Origin of the sequence: Streptomyces rubradiris, from assembly GCF_016860525.1 — a bacterium.
Classification (GTDB): domain Bacteria; phylum Actinomycetota; class Actinomycetes; order Streptomycetales; family Streptomycetaceae; genus Streptomyces; species Streptomyces rubradiris.
The window spans coordinates 3,445,849-3,468,903 of the sequence record NZ_BNEA01000015.1 but is presented as its reverse complement, the minus strand read 5'-3'; the positions used below and the strand labels follow the sequence as shown (position 1 = coordinate 3,468,903).

The 23,055-nt window shown below is 72.0% G+C and carries 19 protein-coding genes and 1 riboswitch; of the genes, 10 read left to right on the top strand and 9 right to left on the bottom strand.

The annotated features are described in order from the left end of the window. Both Srubr_RS28490 and nuoN read left to right on the top strand, forming a co-directional pair. Positions 1–1,572, top strand: a complete 1,572-nt coding sequence (locus tag Srubr_RS28490; protein WP_189994280.1) for an NADH-quinone oxidoreductase subunit M — start codon at positions 1–3, stop codon at positions 1,570–1,572. Continuing rightward, entirely contained in the window at positions 1,569–3,218 is a 1,650-nt protein-coding gene (nuoN, locus tag Srubr_RS28485) for an NADH-quinone oxidoreductase subunit NuoN (protein WP_189994278.1), read from the top strand. The genes Srubr_RS28490 and nuoN overlap by 4 nt, the downstream gene beginning before the upstream one ends. Positions 3,219–3,284: 66 nt before the next feature. On the opposite strand, the gene Srubr_RS28480 is transcribed toward nuoN, so the two are convergent. Then, complete coding sequence (locus Srubr_RS28480; RefSeq protein WP_189994276.1) at positions 3,285–3,887, bottom strand: Uma2 family endonuclease; 603 nt, start codon at positions 3,885–3,887, stop codon at positions 3,285–3,287. A 163-nt stretch (positions 3,888–4,050) separates the two neighbouring features. Here Srubr_RS28480 and recQ point away from each other — a divergent pair, with 163 nt between their 5' ends. Further along, positions 4,051–6,048, top strand: coding sequence for a DNA helicase RecQ (gene recQ / locus Srubr_RS28475; protein WP_230426669.1), 1,998 nt, complete (start codon positions 4,051–4,053; stop codon positions 6,046–6,048). Between the two features lie 36 nt (positions 6,049–6,084). Here the strand turns inward: recQ and Srubr_RS28470 are convergent, their stop codons facing one another. Both Srubr_RS28470 and fahA read right to left on the bottom strand, forming a co-directional pair. After that, positions 6,085–7,023, bottom strand: coding sequence for a M56 family metallopeptidase (locus Srubr_RS28470; RefSeq protein ID WP_189994274.1), 939 nt, complete (start codon positions 7,021–7,023; stop codon positions 6,085–6,087). A 243-nt stretch (positions 7,024–7,266) separates the two neighbouring features. Further along, positions 7,267–8,484, bottom strand: a complete 1,218-nt coding sequence (gene fahA, locus Srubr_RS28465) for a fumarylacetoacetase (RefSeq protein ID WP_189994273.1) — start codon at positions 8,482–8,484, stop codon at positions 7,267–7,269. Between the two features lie 262 nt (positions 8,485–8,746). Between fahA and Srubr_RS28460 the strand changes: the two genes are divergently transcribed. Then, positions 8,747–9,559, top strand: coding sequence for an HAD family hydrolase (locus Srubr_RS28460; protein WP_189994271.1), 813 nt, complete (start codon positions 8,747–8,749; stop codon positions 9,557–9,559). Between the two features lie 29 nt (positions 9,560–9,588). Here Srubr_RS28460 and Srubr_RS28455 read toward each other — a convergent pair whose 3' ends face one another. Further along, a complete protein-coding gene (locus Srubr_RS28455; protein ID WP_189994269.1) occupies positions 9,589–10,077 on the bottom strand; it encodes a transglycosylase SLT domain-containing protein in 489 nt (162 codons plus the stop codon). 2 nt (positions 10,078–10,079) lie between these two features. Next, positions 10,080–10,256, bottom strand: a riboswitch (cyclic di-AMP (ydaO/yuaA leader). Positions 10,257–10,847: 591 nt separating this feature from the next. On the opposite strand from Srubr_RS28455, the gene Srubr_RS28450 reads away from it, so the two are divergent. The 4 genes from Srubr_RS28450 (at position 10,848) to Srubr_RS28435 (ending at position 15,361) form a co-directional block, all read left to right on the top strand. After that, complete coding sequence (locus Srubr_RS28450; protein ID WP_189994261.1) at positions 10,848–11,858, top strand: polyprenyl synthetase family protein; 1,011 nt, start codon at positions 10,848–10,850, stop codon at positions 11,856–11,858. A 398-nt stretch (positions 11,859–12,256) separates the two neighbouring features. Continuing rightward, positions 12,257–13,483 carry a LolA family protein gene (locus Srubr_RS28445; protein WP_189994260.1) on the top strand — a complete coding sequence of 409 codons (1,227 nt, stop codon included), beginning with the start codon at positions 12,257–12,259 and terminating at the stop codon, positions 13,481–13,483. Positions 13,484–13,515: 32 nt separating this feature from the next. Next, positions 13,516–14,487: an ABC transporter ATP-binding protein gene (locus Srubr_RS28440; RefSeq protein WP_189994259.1), complete on the top strand. Its 972-nt coding sequence runs from the start codon at positions 13,516–13,518 to the stop codon at positions 14,485–14,487. Next, on the top strand, positions 14,474–15,361 hold the full coding sequence (locus Srubr_RS28435; RefSeq protein ID WP_189994258.1) for an ABC transporter permease: 888 nt from the start codon (positions 14,474–14,476) through the stop codon (positions 15,359–15,361). Before Srubr_RS28440 ends, Srubr_RS28435 begins: the two co-directional genes overlap by 14 nt. A 34-nt stretch (positions 15,362–15,395) precedes the next feature. Here the strand turns inward: Srubr_RS28435 and Srubr_RS28430 are convergent, their stop codons facing one another. Beyond that, the gene (locus Srubr_RS28430) at positions 15,396–15,992 is read right to left on the bottom strand and encodes a flavodoxin family protein (protein ID WP_189994257.1); all 597 of its coding nucleotides are present in this window, start codon (positions 15,990–15,992) and stop codon (positions 15,396–15,398) included. Between the two features lie 197 nt (positions 15,993–16,189). Between Srubr_RS28430 and Srubr_RS28425 the strand changes: the two genes are divergently transcribed. Then, a complete protein-coding gene (locus Srubr_RS28425; protein ID WP_229926637.1) occupies positions 16,190–17,314 on the top strand; it encodes a hypothetical protein in 1,125 nt (374 codons plus the stop codon). Positions 17,315–17,413: 99 nt separating this feature from the next. On the opposite strand, the gene rarD is transcribed toward Srubr_RS28425, so the two are convergent. After that, a complete protein-coding gene (gene rarD / locus Srubr_RS28420) occupies positions 17,414–18,370 on the bottom strand; it encodes an EamA family transporter RarD (RefSeq protein WP_189994256.1) in 957 nt (318 codons plus the stop codon). Positions 18,371–18,607: 237 nt separating this feature from the next. Then, a complete protein-coding gene (locus tag Srubr_RS28415) occupies positions 18,608–19,462 on the bottom strand; it encodes an SDR family oxidoreductase (RefSeq protein WP_189994254.1) in 855 nt (284 codons plus the stop codon). A gap of 95 nt (positions 19,463–19,557) precedes the next feature. Here Srubr_RS28415 and Srubr_RS28410 point away from each other — a divergent pair, with 95 nt between their 5' ends. After that, positions 19,558–19,989, top strand: coding sequence for a winged helix-turn-helix transcriptional regulator (locus Srubr_RS28410; RefSeq protein ID WP_189994252.1), 432 nt, complete (start codon positions 19,558–19,560; stop codon positions 19,987–19,989). 13 nt (positions 19,990–20,002) lie between these two features. On the opposite strand, the gene Srubr_RS28405 is transcribed toward Srubr_RS28410, so the two are convergent. Continuing rightward, positions 20,003–21,064 (bottom strand): 2-oxoacid:ferredoxin oxidoreductase subunit beta, encoded by a 1,062-nt coding sequence (locus tag Srubr_RS28405; protein WP_189994251.1) that lies wholly within the window; start codon positions 21,062–21,064, stop codon positions 20,003–20,005. Beyond that, positions 21,057–22,985: a 2-oxoacid:acceptor oxidoreductase subunit alpha gene (locus Srubr_RS28400; protein WP_189994249.1), complete on the bottom strand. Its 1,929-nt coding sequence runs from the start codon at positions 22,983–22,985 to the stop codon at positions 21,057–21,059. The genes Srubr_RS28405 and Srubr_RS28400 overlap by 8 nt, the downstream gene beginning before the upstream one ends. Positions 22,986–23,055: the final 70 nt, after the last annotated feature.

Below are 23,055 nucleotides of genomic sequence, written 5' to 3'. Positions count from 1 at the left end.
ATGTCCTTTCCCCTGCTGACAGCGACGGCGGCGCTCCCGGCCCTCGGGGCCGTCGCCACGGCCGCCGTACCGGCCGCCCAGCGCACCGCCGCCAAGTGGCTGGCGCTGCTCTTCTCGCTCGCCACGCTCGCCCTGGCCGTCACCGTCCTGGTCCGCTTCGACCCGGACGGCGAGCGCTACCAACTCACCGAGAACCACGCCTGGATCAGGGACTTCGGGGTCAGGTACGAACTGGGCGTCGACGGCATCGCGGTGGCGCTGATCGCGCTGACCGCCCTGCTGATCCCGTTCATCATCCTCGCCGGCTGGCACGACGCCGACCCGCTGGAGACCGGCAGCCGCCGCTGGCGGCCCACCCAGGGCTTCTTCGCGCTGATCCTGGCGGTGGAGGCGATGGTGGTCATCTCGTTCGAGGCCACCGACGTCTTCGTCTTCTACATCTTCTTCGAAGCCATGCTCATCCCGATGTACTTCCTCATCGGCGGCTTCGGGGACCGCGCGCACGCGCAGGGCGAGGAGACGGCCGCCACCCAGCGGTCGTACGCGGCGGTGAAGTTCCTGCTCTACAACCTGGCCGGCGGTCTGATCATGCTGGCCGCGGTGATCGGGCTCTACGTGGTCGCCGGGACCTTCTCGCTCACCGAGATGGCCGACGCCCGCGCGAACGGCACGCTGCACATGGCGACGAGCACCGAACGCTGGCTGTTCCTGGGCTTCTTCCTCGCCTTCGCGGTGAAGGCGCCGCTGTGGCCGCTGCACACCTGGCTGCCCAACGCCATGCAGGAGGCCACCGCGCCGGTCGCCGTCCTCATCACCGCGGTGGTCGACAAGGTGGGCACGTTCGCGATGCTCCGCTTCTGCCTCCAGCTGTTCCCGGAGGCCAGCAAGTGGGCGACGCCGGTGGTCCTCGTCCTGGCCCTGATCAGCATCATCTACGGCGCGCTGCTCGCCGTCGGCCAGCGGGACATCAAGCGCCTGGTGGCCTACGCGTCGATCTCGCACTTCGGCTTCATCATCATGGGCGTCTTCGCGATGACCAGCCAGGGCCAGTCCGGCGCCACGCTGTACATGGTCAACCACGGCATCTCCACCGCCGCGCTGATGCTCGTCGCCGGTTTCCTCATCTCCCGGCGCGGCTCGCGGCTCATCGCCGACTACGGGGGCGTGCAGAAGGTCGCCCCGGTGCTCGCCGGCACCTTCCTGATCGGCGGCCTGGCCACGCTGTCGCTGCCCGGCCTCGCCCCGTTCGTCAGCGAATTCCTGGTGCTGGTCGGCACGTTCGCGCGCTACCCGGTGATCGGGATCATCGCCACCTTCGGCATCGTCCTCGCCGCCCTGTACACCCTGGTGCTCTACCAGCGGACGATGACGGGCCCGGTGAAGCCGGAGGTCTCGGCGATGCCCGACCTGCGCGCGCGTGAGGTGCTGGTCGTGGCCCCGCTGATCGTGCTGCTGATCTTCCTGGGCGTCTATCCGAAGCCGGTCACGGACATCGTCGACCCGGCGGTCAAACAGACCCTGTCCGACGTACACAAGCAGGACCCCCAGCCCGAGGTGGAGGCGGCCAAGTGAGCGCAACAGCCGTCCACAGCCTGTGGACAACCGCGGCCGAACCGATCTCGAAGATCGACGCGCCGAAGATCGAGTACGCACAATTGTCGCCGACGCTGGTCGTCGTCGGCGCGGCGCTGGTGGGGGTGCTGATCGAGGCGTTCGTGCCGCGCCGGTCCCGCTACTACGCGCAGGTGTTCGTGTCCGTCGTCGCCCTGTGCGCCGCGTTCGCGGCGGTCGTCGCGCTGGCGGCCGACGGGTTCGGCACCACGAAGGCGCACATCGCGGCCATGGGCGCGATCGCGGTCGACGGCCCGGCCCTCTTCCTCCAGGGCACCATCCTGCTGGCCGGCCTGGTCGGCCTGTTCACCTTCGCCGAACGGCGCCTGGACCCGGCGGCGCACGGCAACCGGGTCGACTCCTTCGCCGCGCAGGCCGCGTCCGTGCCCGGCAGCGACAGCGAGAAGGCCGCGGTGCGGGCGGGTTTCACCACCACCGAGGTCTTCCCGCTGCTCCTCTTCGCGGTCGGCGGCATGCTGATCTTCCCGGCGGCCAACGACCTGCTGACCCTGTTCGTGGCCCTGGAGGTCCTCTCCCTGCCGCTGTACCTGCTGTGCGCGCTGGCCCGGCGCAAGCGGCTGATGTCGCAGGAGGCCGCGGTCAAGTACTTCCTGCTGGGCGCGTTCGCCTCGGCGTTCACCCTGTTCGGCATCGCGCTGCTGTACGGCTACGCGGGCTCGGTGTCGTACGCCCGCATCGCCCAGGTGGTCGACGGCACCGTCACCGACGTCGACCCGGCACTCGCGGGCACCATGGGCAACGACGCGCTGCTGCTGATCGGCGGCGCCCTGCTCGTCATGGGCCTGCTGTTCAAGGTGGGCGCGGTGCCGTTCCACATGTGGACCCCCGACGTCTACCAGGGCGCGCCCACCCCCGTGACCGGGTTCATGGCGGCGGCGACGAAGGTGGCCGCGTTCGGCGCGCTGCTGCGCCTGCTCTACGTCGTCCTGCCCGGCCTGCGCTGGGACTGGCGGCCGGTGATGTGGGCGGTGGCGATCATCACCATGCTGGGCGGTGCGATCGTCGCCATCACCCAGACCGACATCAAGCGCCTGCTGGCGTACTCGTCCATCGCGCACGCGGGGTTCATCCTCGCGGGTGTCATCGCCACGTCCAAGGACGGCGTGTCGTCGGTCCTCTTCTACCTCGCGGGCTACTCCTTCGTGACGATCGGCGCGTTCGCCGTGGTCACGCTGGTGCGGGACGCGGGCGGCGAGGCGACCCACCTGTCCAAGTGGGCGGGCCTCGGCCGACGCTCGCCGCTGGTGGCGGCCGTGTTCGCGGTGTTCCTGCTGGCCTTCGCCGGCATCCCGCTGACCTCCGGGTTCGCGGGGAAGTTCGCCGTGTTCAAGGCGGCGGCGGACGGCGGCGCGGTCCCGCTGGTCATCGTGGGTGTGGTCTCCTCGGCGATCGCCGCGTTCTTCTACATCCGGGTGATCGTCCTGATGTTCTTCAGCGAGCCGAAGCCGGAGGGCCCGACCGTGGCCGTCCCGTCCCCGCTGACCATGCTGGCGATCGGCATGGGCGTGGCCACCACCCTGGTCCTCGGCATCGCCCCCCAGTACTTCCTGGACCTGGCCGGTCAGGCAGGAGTCTTCGTCCGCTGACGCCCGCCTCTTGCGCGCCACTGCCCGGCACCCCGTTCGGGGGCCGGGCAGCGGCATTCGGTGGGCTCACTGACTCCTGTCGCGGCGCGTCTTGATCTGGGTGAGGTCCAGGTCCATCGAAAACGGCACGTCCAGCTTCATCCGCTCGCGGAAGATGCCGGTGCTCGTGTAGGTGCCGGTCGTCGGCTCCAGCTCGAAGACGTGCACGGCGGCCCTGCCGTTCTCGTTCTCGACCCGCCAGTAGTGGGGGATCTTGGCGCGGGCGTACTTGAGGGGCTTGGTCTCGCGGTCCAGGGAAAGGGTCTCCGGCGACACGACTTCGACGGCCAGCACCACGGATGTCGCGGGGACCCTGGTCTGATCGTGGCTCCGCAAAGCCTCTGCCCGTAGGACGATCACGTCAGCTTCCGGCCTGTTCTGCCGGTCGATGTCGAAGGTGAACCGATGCAGGGCCTCAAGCCCGGCCGGCGCGGCACTGTGGAGCTGATGGCCGCAGAAACTCATGGCGCGCTCGTGGAACAGCGACTGGGGGCACGGGAAGACGAGGCTCGCGTCGATCAATTGTGTGTGCGGCGGTAGACCCGAAAGGGTGTCCAGGTCGTCGGCGGTCCACCCGCCTTCGGGCGGAACCGGCCAGACAGGCGCCGAGGCTTCGAGGGCCGCGCTCATGGGTGCTCCGTGGACTCGATCTTGGCTTGTGGCTTCAAGTTATCGAGTGATGACGGTGGAGAACGGGCGAACCTGTGGATAACTCCTGGCTGTCGGCGCGGGCCCCTATCGTTGAGGGAGCGGTCGAGGGACGGCACACGGGGGACCGACGGGGGACAAGGCGATGGGCGTGATGGGCGGGATCAGCGAGATGGCACAGGTGACCGAGGGGCCGGGCGCGGCCGACGGCGAGGCGTTGGCCACGCTGCACCGGGTCTTCGGATTCGACGCCTTCCGGGGCGAGCAGCAGGCGATCATCGAGCATGTGGTGGCGGGCGGCGACGCCGTCGTGCTCATGCCGACCGGCGGCGGAAAGTCGCTGTGCTACCAGATCCCGGCCCTGGTCAGACCGGGTACGGGCGTGGTGATCTCCCCGCTGATCGCGCTGATGCAGGACCAGGTGGACGCCCTGCGCGCCCTCGGTGTCCGGGCCGGCTTCATGAACTCCACGCAGGACTTCGACGAGCGGCGCGTGGTCGAGGCCGAGTTCCTGGCGGGCGAGCTGGACCTGCTCTACCTGGCACCGGAGCGGCTGCGCCTGGACGCCACGCGGGACCTGCTCTCCCGCGGCAAGATCTCCGTCTTCGCGATCGACGAGGCGCACTGCGTGTCCCAGTGGGGCCACGACTTCCGCCCCGACTATCTCGCCCTGTCCCTGCTCGGCGAGCGCTGGCCGGACGTCCCGCGGATCGCCCTCACCGCCACGGCGACCCGCGCCACGCACGAGGAGATCACCCAGCGGCTGAACCTGCCGGCGGCCCGGCACTTCGTCGCCAGCTTCGACCGGCCCAACATCCAGTACCGGATCGTGCCCAAGGCCGACCCCAAGAAGCAGCTCCTCGCCTTCCTGCGGGAGGAGCACCCGGGCGACGCCGGCATCGTCTACTGCCTGTCGCGGAACTCGGTCGAGCGCACGGCCGAGTTCCTGACCGCCAACGGCATCCAGGCGGTGCCGTACCACGCGGGCCTGGACGCGGCCACGCGCGCGGCGCACCAGTCCCGGTTCCTGCGCGAGGACGGCCTGGTCGTGGTCGCGACCATCGCCTTCGGCATGGGCATCGACAAGCCGGACGTGCGCTTCGTCGCCCACCTGGACCTGCCCAAGTCGATCGAGGGCTACTACCAGGAGACCGGCCGCGCGGGCCGCGACGGACTGCCGTCCACGGCCTGGATGGCGTACGGCCTGAACGACGTCATACAGCAGCGCAAGCTGATCCAGTCCGGCGAGGGCGACGAGGCGTTCCGCCGCCGGGCCGCCGCCCACCTCGACGCCATGCTCGCGCTGTGCGAGACCGCCCGGTGCCGCCGCGGCCAGCTGCTCGCCTACTTCGGCCAGGACGCCGACGCGGAAGCCTGCGGCAACTGCGACACCTGCCTCGCCCCGCCGGAGACCTGGGACGGCACGGTCGCCGCGCAGAAGGTGCTGTCCACGGTGGTGCGGTTGCAGCGGGAACGCGGACAGAAGTTCGGCGCGGTGCAGATCGTGGACATCCTGCTCGGCAAGCGCACCGGCAAGGTGATCCAGTTCGACCACGACCAGCTGTCCGTCTTCGGTATCGGCCAGGACCTCACCGAGGGCGAGTGGCGGGGCGTCATCCGGCAGTTGCTGGCCCAGGGGCTCCTCGCGGTCGAGGGGGAGTACGGCACGCTGGTGCTCACCGAGGCGAGCGGCGCGGTGCTGCGGCGCGAGCGGGAGGTGCCGCTGCGCAAGGAGCCGAAGAAGCCGGCCGCCTCCCGGTCCCGGTCCGCCGGCGGCTCCGGTGCCGCCGGCGCCGGCAAGGCCAAGGCCGCCGCGGCCGAGCTGCCCGAGGCGCTGCTCCCCGCCTTCGAGGCCCTGCGGGCCTGGCGCGCGGAGCAGGCCCGGGAACAGGGCGTCCCGGCGTACGTCATCTTCCACGACGCCACCCTCCGGGAGATCGTGACCCGGTGGCCCGGCTCGGTGCGGGAGCTGGGCACGGTGAACGGCGTCGGCGAGAAGAAGCTGGCGACGTACGGCGAAGGCGTGCTCCGGGTGCTGGCCTCCCTGGACGGCGCCGCACCGCCCGCCCCCGCCGCCGCACCGGACGACGCGGACTGGCCCGAGCCGGCCGACGAGCCCGAGCCGGAGCCCGACTGGGCGTAGCCCGCCCTCGCCCCCAGGGCGCCTGGTACAGCGTCGTCAGGACAGCGCCGTCAGCCCGGGAGCGAAGGTGATCAGCAGCGGCAGCAGCGGGACCAGCGCGGCCACCGTCGTGGTCAGCGCCCGGTGCCGGCGCAGCAGCCGCGGCGGCGGCTCCAGCAGCCGGTCCACGCGCTCGCCCAGCAGCCGGCGGCTGGAGGCGCAGGAGAGCACGCCCCGGTGCTGGTTCAGCTCGATCAGGGCGAGCGCCGTGGTGAGGTGCCCGCAGCGCCGGGAGGCCGCGTCGTCGGCTGCCAGCTCGACCAGGCGGTGTGTCTGGTCACAGAAGTGGGCGAAGAGCGGCACGCGCGGGAAGCCCGTGGCGAGCGCGGCGGACAGGTGCAGCAGCCAGTCGTGGTGGGCGCGGGCGTGTCCGCGCTCGTGGGTGAGGACGGCGTCGAGCTGGAGGTCGGTGAGGCGGTGCAGCGCCCCGGTGGTGACGACCAGCTGCGGCGGGTGCCCCGGCATCCACCAGGCGTCCGGGTACTCGTCCTCCAGCACCAGCATCGGCCCGCGCGGCGCCCGCAGTCCCGGCGGCAGTTCGGGGGCGCGTTCGCGCAGTTGCGCCCGGGCCTGGCCCCGGCTGCGGCGGGCCTCGAAGAGCTCCCGGGCCAGCATCGCCGTCGTCCAGGCGGCCCCGCAGGCCAGCAGCAGGGTGAGGGCGGTGGCCCAGACGGGGGTGGCGGACAGGTCGTAGGCGGCGGTGACGGCGGGCGGCGCGGGGGCGAACACGTGGTCGCGGACGGTGTGGAAGACGGCCGCCGCGCCCAGGACCAGTGCGGTCAGGCAGCACAGCAGGACGGTGGCGACCAGACACTGCCACACCCACAGCGCGACCACGGGTTCCCGTTCGGGCCAGGCCGCCCGGGTCAGCGCGCGCGGCGCCGGTACGGCGGCCGTCAGGGCGACGGCGCTCAGCAGGAGCAGGCAGACGGTCATGCCGGGGCTCCGGTTCCTGGTCGGAAGGCGTGCGGGTGCTGGGTGGTGCGGGGCACGCATCGCACGGCCGCGCGGGGTGCGGACGCGTGTCCCTGTCAGTATGGCGAAGAAGGGCGGTGTGAGTCAGGTGTCGGCGGCGATCCGACCGGGGAAGACGGCGAGATCCCAGGTGGGGCACGCGAGTTCGGCGGGGCCGGGACCCTGTCCCGGCCCCGTCGGCGGGGCCGGCCGCCGTGCCGTGGCTCAGTCCGCCACGACGCGGCCCGTGACCTCGCCCAGCCCGATCCGGTGGCCGTCCGGGCCCGGAGCCCAGGCGGACAGGGTCACCACGTCCCCGTCCATCAGGAACGTCCGCTTTCCGTCGGGGAGTTCGAGCGGGTCGCGGCCGTTCCAGGTCAGCTCCAGCAGCGAGCCGCGCTGGTTTTCGGCCGGGCCGCTCACCGTGCCCGAGCCGTACAGGTCGCCGGTGCGCAGCGAGGCGCCGTTCACCGTCATGTGGGCGAGCTGCTGGGCGGCGGTCCAGTACATGGTGGAGAACGGCGGTTCGGAGACCACATGGCCGTTGACCGCGACGGAGACGCGGAGGTCGTAGCCGCCGGGTTCCACGCCGGGGGCCGAGTCGTCCAGGTAGGGCAGCAGCGGGTGGGTGCGCTCGGGAGGTGCCACGCGCGCGTGCTCCAGCGCCTCCAGCGGGGTGATCCACGCCGAGACGGAGGTCGCGAAGGACTTGCCGAGGAACGGGCCGAGCGGGACGTACTCCCAGGCCTGGATGTCCCGCGCGGACCAGTCGTTGAGCAGGCACAGCCCGAAGACGTGCTCGCGGAAGTCGCCGAGCGCCACCGGGCGGCCCTGCTGGGACGGCACGCCCACCACGAAGCCGACCTCGGCCTCGATGTCCAGCCGGATCGACGGGCCGAAGACGGGCGCCGGGTCGGCGGGGCCCTTGCGCTGCCCGGCGGGCCGTACGACGTCCGTGCCGGAGACGACGACCGTGCCGGCGCGGCCGTGGTAACCGATCGGCAGGTGCTTCCAGTTGGGGGTGAGGCTGTCCTCGGCGTCCGGGCGGAAGATCTGCCCGACGTTGCGGGCGTGGTGTTCCGAGGCGTAGAAGTCGACGTAGTCCGCCACGTCGAAGGGCAGGTGCAGGGTCACCTCGGACAAGGGGTGGAACAGCGGTTCGACGGCCGGGCGGTGCGCCGGGTCGGTGACCCAGGAGGTGACGGCGCGCCGTATCTCCGACCAAGTGGCGCGGCCGGCGGCCAGCAGCGGGTTGAGGGTGGGGGCGGCGAGCAGCGCCTGGTGGGGCGAGCCGACCGCCGCCGCCGTGGCGCCCGCGTCGAGGACGTGGTTCCCGAGCCGGACGCCGATCCTCCGCTCCGTGCTGCCGGTGGGCGAGAACACGCCATAGGGGAGGTTGTGCGGGCCGAAGGGGTCGCCCTCGGGGACGTCGAAGGGGGGCATGGGTGCTGCCTCACTCTCATCCGTGCCATGCATGGCGAAGCGTTCCATGTGGTCGGGCCACACGTTACGGCCGACACGCGTGTCATGGGCAGTGGTCTTTGTGTCCCGGGGCTTGCTCGAAAGAGTGCTCGCACGGGCCCGCGACAGTTCCGTGGGCGTCCGTCACCGGGCGTGCCGTGGGCGGCAGTTGGGGACGGGCGGTACGACGGGAGCGGGGAACGGGGGAGGAGTCGGCGGGGCCCGGGGTCCGTATTCTCTGGGCATGGCATCCACCCCGGCATATGCCCTCATCGCCACTGACCTGGACGGAACACTGCTGCGCGGCGACGACACCGTCTCCGACCGGTCGCTCGCCGCGCTCGCGCGGGTGGCGCGGGCCGGGGCCCGGCACCTGGTGGTCACCGGCCGCCCGGCGCCGCGGGTGCGGTCCCTGCTCGCGCGCCTCGGCTGCACCGGGCTGGCGGTGTGCGGGCAGGGAGCGCAGGTCTACGACGCCCGGGCCGGCCGGCTGCTGTGGTCGGTCCAACTCGACCGTGATCTCGCGGAGACCGCGCTCGGCAAGGTCGAGGCGGAGGTGGGGCAGGTGTTCGCGGCGGTCGACCAGGACGGCGAGGACGGGCGCACGCTCATCGAGCCCGGCTACCGGATGCCGCACCCGACGCTGCCCGCGGTGCGGGTCGGCCGGCGCGCCGACCTGTGGGCCGAGCCGATCAGCAAGGTGCTGCTGCGGCACGCCGAGCTGTCCGACGACGAGTTGGCGGCCGTGGCGCGCTCGGCGGTGGGCTCGCTGGCGACCGTCACCATGTCGGGGCCGGGCACCGTGGAGCTCCAGCCGAGCGGGGTGACGAAGGCGACCGGTCTGGCGCTGGCCGCCGAGTGGCTGGGGCTCGGTCCCGAACGGGCCCTCGCGTTCGGTGACATGCCCAACGACATCCCCATGTTCCGCTGGGCGGCGCGCGGTGTCGCCATGGCCGGCGCGCACCCCGAGCTGAAGGCGGTGGCCGACGAGGTCACGGTGTCGAACGAGGACGACGGCGTCGCCGTCGTCCTCGAAAGACTGTTCCCGGCCGCCTGACCGCGGGACGGGCTGGGCGGCCGGGCCGGTCAGTAGGCGCCGAAGACGTTGTCGATCGACCCGTACCGGTCCGCCGCGTAGTTGCAGGCGGCGGTGATGTTCGCGACCGGGTCGTAGATGTCGAAGGACGTCCCGTCGACGTGGTACGCGTTGAAGGTGGGGTCGATGACCTGGAGCAGGCCCTTGGACGGGATGCCCTTGGCCGCGTTGGAGTCCCAGAGGTTGATGGCCGCCGGGTTGCCGGAGGACTCGCGGATGATGTTGCGGTGGATGCCGTTGTAGGTGCCCGGGATCTTCTTCTCGGCCATGATCGCGAGCGATTCGCGGATCCAGCCGTCGAGGTTGTCCGGGTATCCGGCGGGGGTGGTGCCCACGGTCGGGGCCGCGGTGGTGGCGGCCGACGCGCCGGTCGCGCCGATGAGTGGCAGGGCGAGCACGGCGGCGCCGGTGCCGGCGGCGGTGAGGGCGCGGACGAGGCGGGTGTTCCGGGTACGGCGGTGCTGAGCGGCAGCAGGCATCGAAAGTTCCTCTCCGGCGCCTGCGAGGTGAGCTGTCGGGTTCGGGCGGGGAGGTGCCCGGCCGTGCCCGGAAGGAGGCACGGCTTCACCCCGAGCCGTTCCGGTGCGGCGGATGCCGTCCGGCGCGGCGACTTACCTGGGTCCCCCGCTCCTGCCGTACGAATGAGTTCGTGAATGGGTTGCGCGGGCGGCGGCAGGATTCGGCGTCCGCCCGACGGCCCGGAACGTATGCGAGAGCACATGTCGGGAACAAGTACCGGATTCATACAACGCGCCATTTGGCCTTGATCGTCGCCGTATGGGGTGCTTGATCCTTTGCGGTTGCCAATCCTCAACTGGCCGACGGAGCAAGGGTGACGGCGGGGGTGGAGGGCGGCGCGGGCGGGTCGGCCGAGTGACTCAATTCACGAAATAGCAAAAGACTTCAAATCAGACATGGGGGATTAGGGGGATTCACGTCTGAAGTCCGAGTCGTGGTGGAACCCGGGGAGTGGTGCGCGTCGTTGTCGTAGGGGCCGGCGGGGGAGGGGGGAGTGAGGAAGGTGTGGAGAGGTCGCGACACGGTATCCGGATTAACGTTAAGTCGATATATGTCCCTTTATTACCGTGTGATCAAAGTCATGGCGGTCATGATCCGATACCACCCAGGCTGGACCGGTGGGCGCTATCGGTGATCGAAACAGGACCGGATACGCTGACTTGAGTGATGGCAGCGACCTATCGACAAACCGTGTAATCGCCAGCAGACACCAGCAGACAGGAGACCCCTCGTGACCGTCGTCGGGCCGTTCGGGCTGAGCGTGCGGGACCAGGCTCTGGAAGCCGATGTCCAGGCCGGATTGGCGGCTGTCGAGGAAGGCTTGCTCGATGCCACCAAGAGCGAGGTCCCGTTCATCACCGAGGCCGCGCAGCACCTCGTGCGGGCCGGCGGGAAACGATTCCGGCCACTGCTCGTGATGCTCGCCGCCCAGTTCGGCGACCCGTACGCGCCGGGCGTCGTGCCGTCGGCCGTGGTCGTGGAGCTCACCCACCTGGCCACGCTGTACCACGACGACGTCATGGACGAGGCGGCCGTACGGCGCGGGGTGGACAGCGCCAACACCCGCTGGGGCAACTCCGTCGCGGTCCTCACCGGCGACTTCCTCTTCGCCCGCGCCTCCCAGATCCTCGCCGACCTCGGTCCGGAGGCGGTCCGGGTGCAGGCCCTGGCGTTCGAACGGCTGGTCACCGGGCAGATCCTGGAGACCGCGGGCCCCTCGGACGGCCGCGACCCGGTCGAGCACTACCTGGACGTGCTGGCCGGCAAGACCGGCTCCCTGGTGGCGGTGTCCTGCCGGTTCGGCGCGATGATGTCCGGCGCCGGCGAGCGGGTCGTGGACGTGCTCACCCAGTACGGCGAACGCCTCGGCGTCGCCTTCCAACTGGCGGACGACGTCCTGGACATCGCCTCCGACTCCCACGAGTCCGGCAAGACCCCGGGCACCGACCTGCGCGAGGGCATCCCGACGCTGCCGGTGCTCCGGCTGCGCGAGCGGGCCGCCCGGCTCGGGCTGGCCGAGGACATCGCGCTGTGCGAACTGCTGGACTCCGACCTCAGCGACGACGCCCGGCACGCCCGTGCGCTGGCCGCGCTGCGCGCCCATCCCGCGCTGGAGCAGGCCCGCCGGGACACGGTCCGGTACGCGGAGGAGGCGCGGGCCGCGCTGGCCCCGCTGCCGGAGTGCGACGCCAAGGCCGCGCTGATGGAGCTGTGCGACGCGGTGGTCCACCGCGCCGGCTGACCCGGCCGGGCCCACCCGGGCCGAACGCCCCACCGTCCCGGCTCGACCGGCGTACGAGTGCACGTCTGTTCGACCGTACGACCCATGACGGACTGCCGTACGGCCGACTTCCGCACGGTCCCGCCGGACCCCGGTGTCCCTCCGTGGCCGGATCCCGGCGTCCCTCGCATGGGCGCGGCCTCCTGCACGACCCCTACGGGTCGCGGGGTGACGCGGCCGCCGGGTGTCATACCGCAGGCGTAGGCGCAGTTGCCTCCGAGGGGTGACGCTTCCGCGCGGCGGATTTGGTCATATGGAAACCGCACGCATCACCACTCCTCACCGATTCGGGTGAGAATGGCGGCTCAGGGTTGACCAGCGTGAGAGCAGCCGCCGCCGACGACGGAGGTAAGGCACACATGGCACCGTACGAATCCGACGACGCAGTGGGCGCCGCGCACGAGGGGGCCGCGCGGGACGGGGCTTCGCGCTCCGGCCGACGCAAGGCCGCCCGGTACGCCGTTCCCGTCGCGGTGGTGGGGGTGGCGGCGGCCACGATCGGGCTCGTCCCGGCGCTCGCCGACTCCGGCGCCCCCGACCTGCCGGAGATCACCGCGCAGCAGCTCATCGACAAGATGGCCAAGTCGGACGTGCAGCAGCTGTCCGGCACCGTGAAGATCACCACCGACCTCGGCCTGCCCGACCTCGGCGGCCTGGGGGACGGCCTGCTCTCCGGTGACGGCGACGGCGACAGCCACGGCGGCTCCGGCGACGGCTCCTCCGCCGACCCGCGCTCCAGGCTCACCGAGCTGGCGTCCGGCATGCACACCCTGCGGGTCGCCGCCGACGGCCCGGACCGGCAGAAGGTGTCGCTGCTGGAGCGCGGCGCCGAGTACAGCCTGATCCACGACGGCAAGGACGTCTGGGGCTACGACAGCAAGAGCAACGAGGTCTACCACTCCACCGCGGCCGGGTCCGGCGAGGACCGCCGGGCCGAGCCGCCGGCCACGCCCGAGGACTTCGCCGACGAGGCGCTGAAGGCGGTGGACGACACCACGTCCGTCACCGTCGACGGCACCGCGCAGGTGGCCGGCCGCGACGCCTACAAGCTGCTGATCCGGCCCCGGCAGTCCGGCACCACGGTCGGCGCCATCAGCATCGCCGTGGACGCGAAGACCTACATGCCGCTGAAGTTCACCCTCACCCCGAGGAGCGGCGGGGCCGCCGTGGTCGACGCCGGCTTCACCCAGGTCTCGTTCGCCCGGCCGTCCGCCTCCACCTTCGACTTCACCCCGCCGAAGGGCGCGAAGGTCACCGAGGAGAAGGACACGGCGGACAGGACCCCGGCGCCCGAGCACGACAAGGACCTCGCCGGGGGCCTCGGCGGGCTGGAGGTCCTCGGCAAGGGCTGGACGTCCGTCGCCACCGTCGACACCGGTGCCAAGGGCGGCCTGCCCACCGGTTCCCAGGGCGGTGACCTCGGCGGCTTCCTCAACTCGCTCGGCGACCCGGTCTCCGGGAAGTTCGGCAAGGGCACGGTCTTCTCCACCCGCCTGGTCAACGCCCTGGTCACCGACGACGGCAAGGTCTACGCCGGCCTGGTGACGAAGGAGACCCTGGTGAAGGCGGCCGACGCGGGGAAGTGACCCCAGGGGACCGAGGAAACGAGGGGAAGCCGATGGACGGACGTGAGCGCGGCGGCCCGCCGGACGGTGATCCGGCGAGCGTGATCGACACGCGCGGGCTCACCAAGCGCTACCGCGGCGGGCAGCTCGCCGTGGACGGTCTCGACCTGACCGTCCCGGCGGGCAGCGTCTTCGGCTTCCTCGGCCCGAACGGCTCCGGCAAGACCACCACCATCCGGATGCTGATGGGGCTGATCGAACCGACCGCGGGCACGGTCCGGCTGCTCGGCCGCCCCATGCCGCGGGCGGCCCGTACGGTCCTTCCGCAGGTCGGGGCCCTCATCGAGGGCCCCGCTCTGTACGGCTTCCTCTCCGGCCGGGACAACCTGGTGCGCTACGACTGCGCCGACCCCACCGCCGACCCGCGCACCCGGCACGCGCGCGTGGCCGCCGCGCTGGACCGGGTCGGCCTGACGGCGGCCGCCGGCAAGAAGGCGAGGGCGTACTCGCTCGGCATGAAACAGCGCCTCGGTCTGGCCGCCGCGCTGCTCCAGCCGCGCCGGCTGCTCGTGCTGGACGAGCCCACCAACGGCCTCGACCCGCAGGGCATGCGCGAGATCCGCACCCTGATCAGGGAGCTGGCCGCCGACGGTACGACCGTGTTCCTCTCCTCCCACCTGCTGGACGAGATCGAGCAGGTGTGCACCCACGCGGCGGTCATGGCGCAGGGCCGGCTCGTCACCCAGGGCGAGGTGGCCGAGCTGGCGGCCGGGGCGCGCGGCCGGCTGGCCGTGACCACACCGGACCCGGCCGAGGCGGCCCGGGTGCTGAAGGAACTGGGCGTCGCGGACGTGACCGCCGACGGCGACCGGGTCACCGGGGAACCGCCCGGCCGGGACCTCGCCGAGGTGACCGCGGCCCTGGTCGCCGCCGGGGTCCGGGTCCGGGGCCTGACCGTGGAACGCGCCTCGCTGGAGGACGCGTTCGTGGCGCTGACCGGGGAGGGTTTCGATGTCGCGGGCTGACCACCCGTCCGGGGTCGCCGCCGTGCGCCGGCCGAATCCGCTGTGGGCCCTCGGGCTGCTGCGCAGCGAGCTGGTCACCACCGTCCGGCGGTGGCGCACGCTCGCCCTGCTCGGGGTGCTGGCCGCGGTGCCGGTGCTGGTGGGGGTCGCGGTGCGGATCGAGACCCGGGGCGGCGGGCAGGTGGGCGGCGGGGGCGGCGAGGGCCCGGCCTTCATCGCGCAGATCACCAACAACGGACTCTTCCTGGTGTTCACCGCGCTGGCCGCGACCCTGCCGTTCTTCCTGCCGATGGCGGTCGGCGTCGTGGCCGGCGACGCGATCGCCGGGGAGGCGGGCGCGGGCACCCTGCGCTATCTGCTGGTGGCCCCGGCCGGCCGCACCCGGCTGCTGCTCACCAAGTACGCGACCGTGCTGGCCTTCTGCCTGCTGGCCACGCTGGTGGTCGCGGTCTCGGCGCTGGCCGTGGGGGCACTGCTGTTCCCGCTCGGCGAGCTGACGACGATCTCCGGCACCCGGATCGGCCTCGGCGAGGGGCTGGCCCGCGCGGCCCTGATCGCCCTGGTCGTCGCGGCCTCCCTGGTGGGGGTGGCGGCCCTCGGCCTGTTCGTGTCGACCCTCACCAACAGCGGCATCGCGGCGATGGCGACCACGGTCGGGCTGCTCATCACCGTGCAGATCGTGGACCAGATACCCCAGCTGCACGCGGTGCAGCCGTACCTCTTCTCGCACTACTGGCTGTCGTTCGCCGACCTGATGCGCGACCCCGTCTACTGGGACGACCTGCTGCGCGACCTCGGCCTCCAGGCGCTGTACGCGGCAGTGTTCGGCTCGGCGGCGTGGGCGCGGTTCACGGCGAAGGACATCACCGCCTAGGGCCGCCCGCGGGCGGGCGGCCGGCGGCGCGGGGTCAGACGGCGCCGACCGTCTCGTACGGGAAGCGCGCGAGGGGCGCGTCCTGCGCGAAGAAGGTCTCGGCGCGCGTCAGCGCCCCGGTGTCGTTCAGGACGTCGCCCGGCTTGCTGCCGCTGCCCAGCAGGACCCCGCCGAACCGCATCCCCATGTAGGCGGCCGAGTTGCGCAAAGTGCCGGCGTACGGGTCGGCCACGGACAGCTCCTCGTCGGCGAGTGCGGCGACGCCCCAGAGGGTGCGGCCGGCCATCCTCGCCTTGAAGTCGAGGCCCGGGATGCGCAGCCAGCCGGACCAGTGATCCAGGTAGCGCTTGGTCTGGGCGGAGACCGAGTACCAGTACACCGGCGAGGCGATCACGATGTCCGTGGCCGCGAGCGTGGCGTCCAGCAGCAGTCCGGTCGGGGTGCTGGACGGCGGCCGTACGTGGTCGCTGTCGTGCCGCAGGTCCTCGAAGTCGGGCAGCGGCTGCTCGGCGAGGTCGATCCAGCGCTGTTCGACGTCGGCGGGGAGCCGCTCGGCGGCCCGGCGGGCCAGCAGCTCGGTGTTGCCCTCGGCGCGGGCGCTGCCCAGGACGAAGAGAAAGCGACGGCTCATGAGATCCCCCAGGTGCGTCAGGTCGGACCAACGAACAAGGTGCGCATGCATTTTATGCACACGCATCCAACTGGCGCCAGGGGTCGCTGGTGCGAGGCTGTGACGTCGCGGTGACCCGGCAGCCGTGGGCAGCCGACACACTGGTGGACAGGATGCGTAGGACCGGATCGCGACGCCGGGGGAGTGGAGGGGCACCGATGGCTGGACTCAGCTTCGAGAAGAAGCGGGCGCCGCGGACCGTGGGGTACCCGGCGGCGGTGCCCGTCCGGGTGTACGGCCCGGGGAACGCCTCCGTGGACGGGGTACCGGTCGCCGCTGCGCCCGGCGAGGAGATCCAGCAGGCCGTCCTGAACCGCCTCCAGAGCCTGGCCATCAGCGTCGGGGCGCCCATACAGGCCACGGTCCACGACGACCTCGCGGGCTGTGTGGTGCCCCTGGAGGTCTCGGCCGACGGCTCCAGCCGGGTGACCGGGGAACCGGTCCGGCTGACGGCGCCCCGGACACCGGACACGGCCGCCGCGGCACCCACCGGGCCGGGAGCCCCGCAGGCGCCGGCCGGCCCGTCCGGCCCTCCGCCGGCACCGGACGCGCGGCCCGCGACCGCCGGCACGCGGGGCGCGGGTACGGGTGCGGGTGCGGGTGCGCGTACGGCCTCAGGCATGGGAATGGGCACGGGTACGGCCTCGGGCGCGGGTACGAGCACGGGCACGGCCTCGGGCGCGGGCACGAGTGCCGGTACGGCCTTGGGCTTGGGGCTTCCCTACGACGAGCCCGCCCCCGCGCAGACGCCGGCCCATGGCTTCGACGCGGTCGCCGAGGAGGTGCTCGGGGACGGGCCGCTGACCGAGACCGCCGAGGGCGCGGAGCTGCTCGCCGAGCCGCTGGGCCGGATCAACGAGGCCGTGCGCGCGGGCCGGGTCGACGCGGCGGCGGAACTGGCCGAGCGGACACTCGCCGAGGCCTCCGCCGTGTTCGGCCCGCACCACGCCGAGGTGCTGCACGTGCGCGAGCTGTCCGCCTACATCGCCTACCTGGCGGACGATCCGGTGCGCGCCTGCCGGCTGTCGCTGGAGCTGGCCGGGCTGCGCCGCCAGGCCGGGGACGGCCAGGCCGCCTACGGCAACCTGCAGAGCGCGGCGACCGCCTGGCGTGCGGTGCGCGACCCCGAGGAGGGCCTGCGGCTGGGCCGTGACCTGATCGGCCTGTGGACGGACCTCGGCGCCGAGCCGGGCCCCGCCGCGGACGATCCCCGCCCGCTGGAGGCCGCCCGCGCCCGCATGATCCGTCTGACGGACCGCGCGGCGAAGGCGGCACAGGGCTGATCGCCCCGGCACCTGCCCGTAGGACCCGTAGTACCCGTAGGACCCGTAGGGCCGGCAGGTAGTACCTGAGGTGCCCGTACTACCCGTAGTACTCGCGGGTCAGGCGTCCGCGGGTGCCGACGCGGGCGCCTCGGTGGTGCGGGGCGCCGGTACGGAGAGCGGGCGCGGGCGCCGGGAGAAGCGCAGCGCGTCGGCCGTGAGCAGCACCAGCGCCAGCCAGACCAGCGCGAACCCGGCCCACCGCTCGGCCGGCATGGCCTCGTGGAAGTACAGGATGCCGAGCAGGAACTGGAAGACCGGGGCCAGGTACTGCAACAGGCCCAGCGTGGACAGCGGCACGCGGATCGCCGCCGCGCCGAAGCAGACCAGCGGCACGGCGGTGACCAGGCCGGTGGAGGCGAGCAGGGCGGCGTGTCCGGCGCCCTCGGCCGCGAACGTGGCGTCCCCCTGCGCGGCCAGCCAGATCAGATAGCCCAGCGCCGGCAGGAACTGGATCGCGGTCTCGGCGGCCAGCGACTCCACCCCGCCGAGGTCGACCTTCTTCTTCACCAGCCCGTAGGTGGCGAAGGACAAGGCGAGGCAGAGCGAGATCCACGGCGGGCGGCCGTAGCCGACGGTGAGGACGACGACGGCGGCGAGGCCGACCGCGACCGCCACCCACTGCGCGGGCCGCAGCCGCTCCTTCAGGATCAGCACGCCCATCGCGATGGTGACCAGCGGGTTGATGAAGTAGCCCAGCGAGGCCTCCACGACGTGGCCCGCGTTGACCGCCCAGATGTACACGCCCCAGTTGACGGTGATCACGGCGGCCGCCACGGCGACCAGACCGAGCCGCCGGGGCTGGCGCAGCAGCTGTCCGGCCCAGGCCCAGCGGCGCACGCAGAGCAGCGCGACGGCGACCACCGCCAGGGACCACACCATGCGGTGGGCGAGGATCTCCATGGCCCCGGCCGGTTTCAGCAGGGGCCAGAACAGGGGCACCAGGCCCCACATCCCGTAGGCGGCGAAGCCGTTCAGCAGGCCTATTCGGTGCTCACCCTCGGATTTCCCGGCCACCGGCCCCTCCCTCTCGCTCGCGCGCCCGTGCGGACGCGCGAGCACGAAGGTAGCGCCGGACACCCTCCGGTGTCATGTTCGTTTCGTCATACGCTCATGACAGGGGAGGGTGGGACGGCTGAGCAGGCCCTTCGGTCAGGTCGGCCTTTTGGTCAGGTCGGCCTTTTGGCGGGTCGGCCCTTCGGCCAGGCCGTCCCTTCGGTCAGGCCGTCCCTTCGGTCAAGTCGGTCGGCCGGGTCAGTTCTTCAGCGCGGCCGTGACGGCCTCGGCCAGCGGAGTGGTGGGGCGGCCGATCAGCCGGGACAGGTCGCCGGAGGGGACGACCAGCTCGCCTTCGGCGATCGAGGCGTCCACGCCGGCGAGGATCGCGGCCACCGGCGCGGGCAGCCCGGCACCGGTGAGGATGCCGGTGAGGTCCGCCACCGAGACCTGCCGGTACACGATCTCCCGGCCGGTCTGCCGGCTCAGCTCGGCCGCGTACTCGGCGAAGCTCCACGCCTCGTCGCCGCCCAGCTCGTAGGTGGCGTTCTCGTGGCCCTCGCCGGTCAGCACCGCGACCGCGGCGGCGGCGTAGTCGGCGCGGGCGGCCGAGGAGACCCGGCCGTCGCCGGCGGCCTGCACGACCGCGCCGTGCTCCAGCACCGGCGCCAGGTGCTCGGTGTAGTTCTCGTGGTACCAGCCGTTGCGCAGCAGGGTGTAGGGCAGGCCGGAGGCGAGCAGTACCTTCTCGGTCGCCCGGTGGTCGGCCGCCAGCGCGGCCGTCAGGGTGCCCGGCGCGCTGGTGTAGGCGAGCAGCGCCACGCCGGCCGCCTTGGCCGCGTCGATGACGGCCGTGTGCTGTGCCACCCGGTCCTTGTCGACCTCGCTGCCGGAGATCAGCAGGACCTTGTCGCCGGCTGCGAACAGGCCGTCCAGGGTCTCGGGCGCGTTGTAGTCGGCGACGGCCAGCCGCACGCCCCGCGCGGCGAGGTCGGCGCCCTTCGCCGCGTCCCGCACGACGGCGGTGATCCGCTCCGCCGGGACCTTCTCCAGCAACTGCGCCACGACATGACGGCCGAGGTGTCCGGTGGCTCCGGTGACGACGATGCTCATGGTTTCCCGCTCCTTGGGGTCGATGTCCTGATGACACTGACCGTACGGGAAGCGCTGTGGATGAGAAAGTACCCACTTTGAAGTAAGGTACTGGCATGCCGGTAAGTAATCGTGGGGCGGACGTGGAGGCGCTGTGCCCCCACCGCCTGGTACTGGAGCACGTCACCAGCCGCTGGGGCGTGCTCGTCCTGATCGAGCTGCTGGAGCGGTCGTACCGGTTCAGCGAGCTGCGCCGGGCGGTCGGCGGCTCCGGCCGGACCGTCAGCGAGAAGATGCTCACCCAGACCCTCCAGACCCTGGAGCGCGACGGCCTGGTGCACCGCGACGCCAAGCCGGTCATCCCGCCCCGCGTCGACTACTCGCTCACCGCTCTCGGCCGCGAGGCGGCGGAGCAGGTGCGGGCCCTCGCCCGGTGGACCCACGAGCGCATGGACCGGGTCGAGGCCGCCCGCCGGGCGTACGACGAGGCCCGGGACGCCGGCCGGGCATACGACGAGGCCCGGGACGTCCGGTCCCGGGCCTCGTGAATCGGCGGGCGGGTCAGCCGACGACCGTCCAGGTGTCGCCGCCCGCGAGCAGCGCGGCGAGGTCGCCCTTGCCGTGCTGGTCCACGGCGGTGTCGAGCTGGTCGGCCATCAGGGTGTCGTAGACCGGCCGGTCGACCGAGCGGAACACCCCGACGGGGGTGTGGTGCAGGGTGTCGGGGTCGGCGAGGCGGGACAGGGCGAAGGCGGTGGTCGGGGACGCGGCGTGGGCGTCGTGGACCAGGATGTCCGCCTCGTTCTCCGCCGTCACGGTGACCACCTTCAGGTCCCCGGTGGCCCGGTCGCGTACGACGCCCCGGGCGCCGTCGGCGCCGAACCGGATGGGCCGGCCGTGCTCCAGCCGGATCAGCGCCTCCTCGGCGCGCTGCTTGTCCTTCAGGGAGTCGAAGGCGCCGTCGTTGAAGATGTTGCAGTTCTGGTAGATCTCGATGAGCGCCGTGCCCGGGTGGGCGGCGGCGGCGCGCAGCACCTCCGTCAGGTGCTTGCGGTCGGAGTCGATGGTGCGGGCGACGAAGGACGCCTCCGCGCCGAGCGCGAGCGACACCGGGTTGAACGGGGCGTCCAGCGAGCCCATCGGCGTCGACTTGGTGATCTTGCCGACCTCGGAGGTGGGGGAGTACTGGCCCTTGGTCAGGCCATAGATCCGGTTGTTGAACAGCAGGATCTTCAAATTGACGTTGCGGCGCAGGGCGTGGATGAGGTGGTTGCCGCCGATGGACAGGGCGTCGCCGTCGCCGGTGACGACCCAGACGCTCAGGTCGCGGCGGGAGGTGGCCAGGCCGGTGGCGATGGCGGGGGCGCGGCCGTGGATGGAGTGCATCCCGTAGGTGTTCATGTAGTACGGGAAGCGGGAGGAGCAGCCGATGCCGGAGACGAAGACGATGTTCTCCCGGGCCAGGCCCAGCTCGGGCATGAAGCCCTGCACGGCCGCGAGGATGGCGTAGTCACCGCAGCCGGGGCACCAGCGCACCTCCTGGTCCGACTTGAAGTCCTTCATCGACTGCTTGGCCTCGGCCTTGGGGACCAGCTGGAGCAGCCCGTTGGTGGCGTCAGTCATCGATGGCCTCCTTCAGCGCCGCGGCGAGCTGTTCCGCCTTGAACGGCATGCCGTTGACCTGGTTGTAGGAGTGGGCGTCGACCAGGTACTTCGCCCGGATCAGGGTCGCGAGCTGCCCGAGGTTCATCTCGGGGATCACCACCCTGTCGTAGCCCTTGAGGACCGTGCCGAGGTTGCGCGGGAAGGGGTTGAGGTGGCGCAGATGGGCCTGGGCGATCGACTCGCCGGCCGCCCGCAGCCGCCGTACCGCCGCCGTGATCGGGCCGTAGGTGGAGCCCCAGCCCAGGACGAGGGTCTTCGCGCCGTGCGGGTCGTCGACCTCGATGTCGGGGACGTCGATGCCGTCGATCTTGGCCTGCCGGGTGCGGACCATGAAGTCGTGGTTGGCCGGGTCGTAGGAGATGTTGCCCGTGCCGTCCTGCTTCTCGATGCCGCCGATGCGGTGCTCCAGACCCGGGGTACCCGGGATCGCCCACGGCCGGGCCAGGGTCTGCGGGTCCCGCTTGTACGGCCAGAACACCTCGGTGCCGTCGGCCAGCGTGTGGTTCGGGCCCTGCGCGAACCGGACCTTGAGGTCGGGCAGTTCCTCCAGCTCCGGGATGCGCCACGGCTCGGAGCCGTTGGCCAGGTAGCCGTCCGACAGCAGCATCACCGGCGTGCGGTACGTCAGCGCGATCCGCGCCGCCTCCAGGGCCGCGTCGAAGCAGTCCGCCGGGGTGCGCGGGGCGACCACCGGCACCGGCGCCTCGCCGTTGCGCCCGTACATCGCCTGGAGCAGGTCGGCCTGCTCCGTCTTGGTCGGCAGACCCGTGGAGGGGCCGCCGCGCTGGATGTCCACCACCAGCAGCGGCAGCTCCAGGGAGACCGCCAGGCCGATCGTCTCGCTCTTGAGGGCGACACCGGGCCCGGAGGTGGTCGTCACCGCCAGGGAGCCGCCGAAGGCCGCGCCCAGCGCCGCGCCGATGCCGGCGATCTCGTCCTCGGCCTGGAAGGTGCGCACCCCGAAGTTCTTGTGCCGGGACAGCTCGTGCAGGATGTCCGAGGCCGGGGTGATCGGGTACGAGCCCAGGAACAGCGGCAGGTCCGCCTGGCGGGAGGCGGCGATCAGGCCGTAGGCCAGGGCGAGGTTGCCGGAGATGTTGCGGTAGGTGCCCACCGGGAAGGCCTTGGCGGCCGGCGCGACCTCGTAGGAGACCGCGAAGTCCTCCGTGGTCTCACCGAAGTTCCAGCCCGCCCGGAACGCCGCGATGTTCGCCGCCATGATCTCGGGCTTCTTCGCGAACTTCGACTTCAGGAACTTCTCGGTGCCCTCGGTGGGCCGGTGGTACATCCACGACAGCAGGCCCAGCGCGAACATGTTCTTGCTGCGCTCGGCCTCCTTGCGGGAGAGGTCGAACTCCTTCAGCGCCTCCACGGTCAGCGTGGTCAGCGGCACGGGGTGGAGGTGGTAGCCGTCGAGCGAGCCGTCGTGCAGCGGGTCGCTGTCATAGCCGACCTTCTGCAGGGCGCGCTTGGTGAACTCGTCGGTGTTGACGATGATCTCGGCGCCGCGCGGCAGATCGCCCACGTTCGCCTTCAGGGCGGCCGGGTTCATCGCCACCAGGACGTTCGGCGCGTCCCCGGGGGTGAGGATGTCGTGGTCGGCGAAGTGGAGCTGGAAGGACGACACCCCGGGCAGCGTGCCGGCGGGGGCACGGATCTCGGCGGGGAAGTTGGGGAGCGTGGAGAGGTCGTTGCCGAAAGAAGCGGTCTCCGAGGTGAACCGGTCTCCGGTGAGCTGCATGCCGTCACCCGAGTCCCCCGCGAACCGGATGATCACCCGGTCCAGGCGCCGTACGTCCTTCGCGTCGCCCGGTTTGCGCTGCTCTCCCACGACGGTTCCGTCGGTCTGCTCCGCTGGGCTGCTGACCTGGCTGGTCACTGAACTGGACCTCCTTCGAGGCGGCTGTCCGGGGCCTGGTCGTCCCACGGACCATCCCAGGATCAACCCT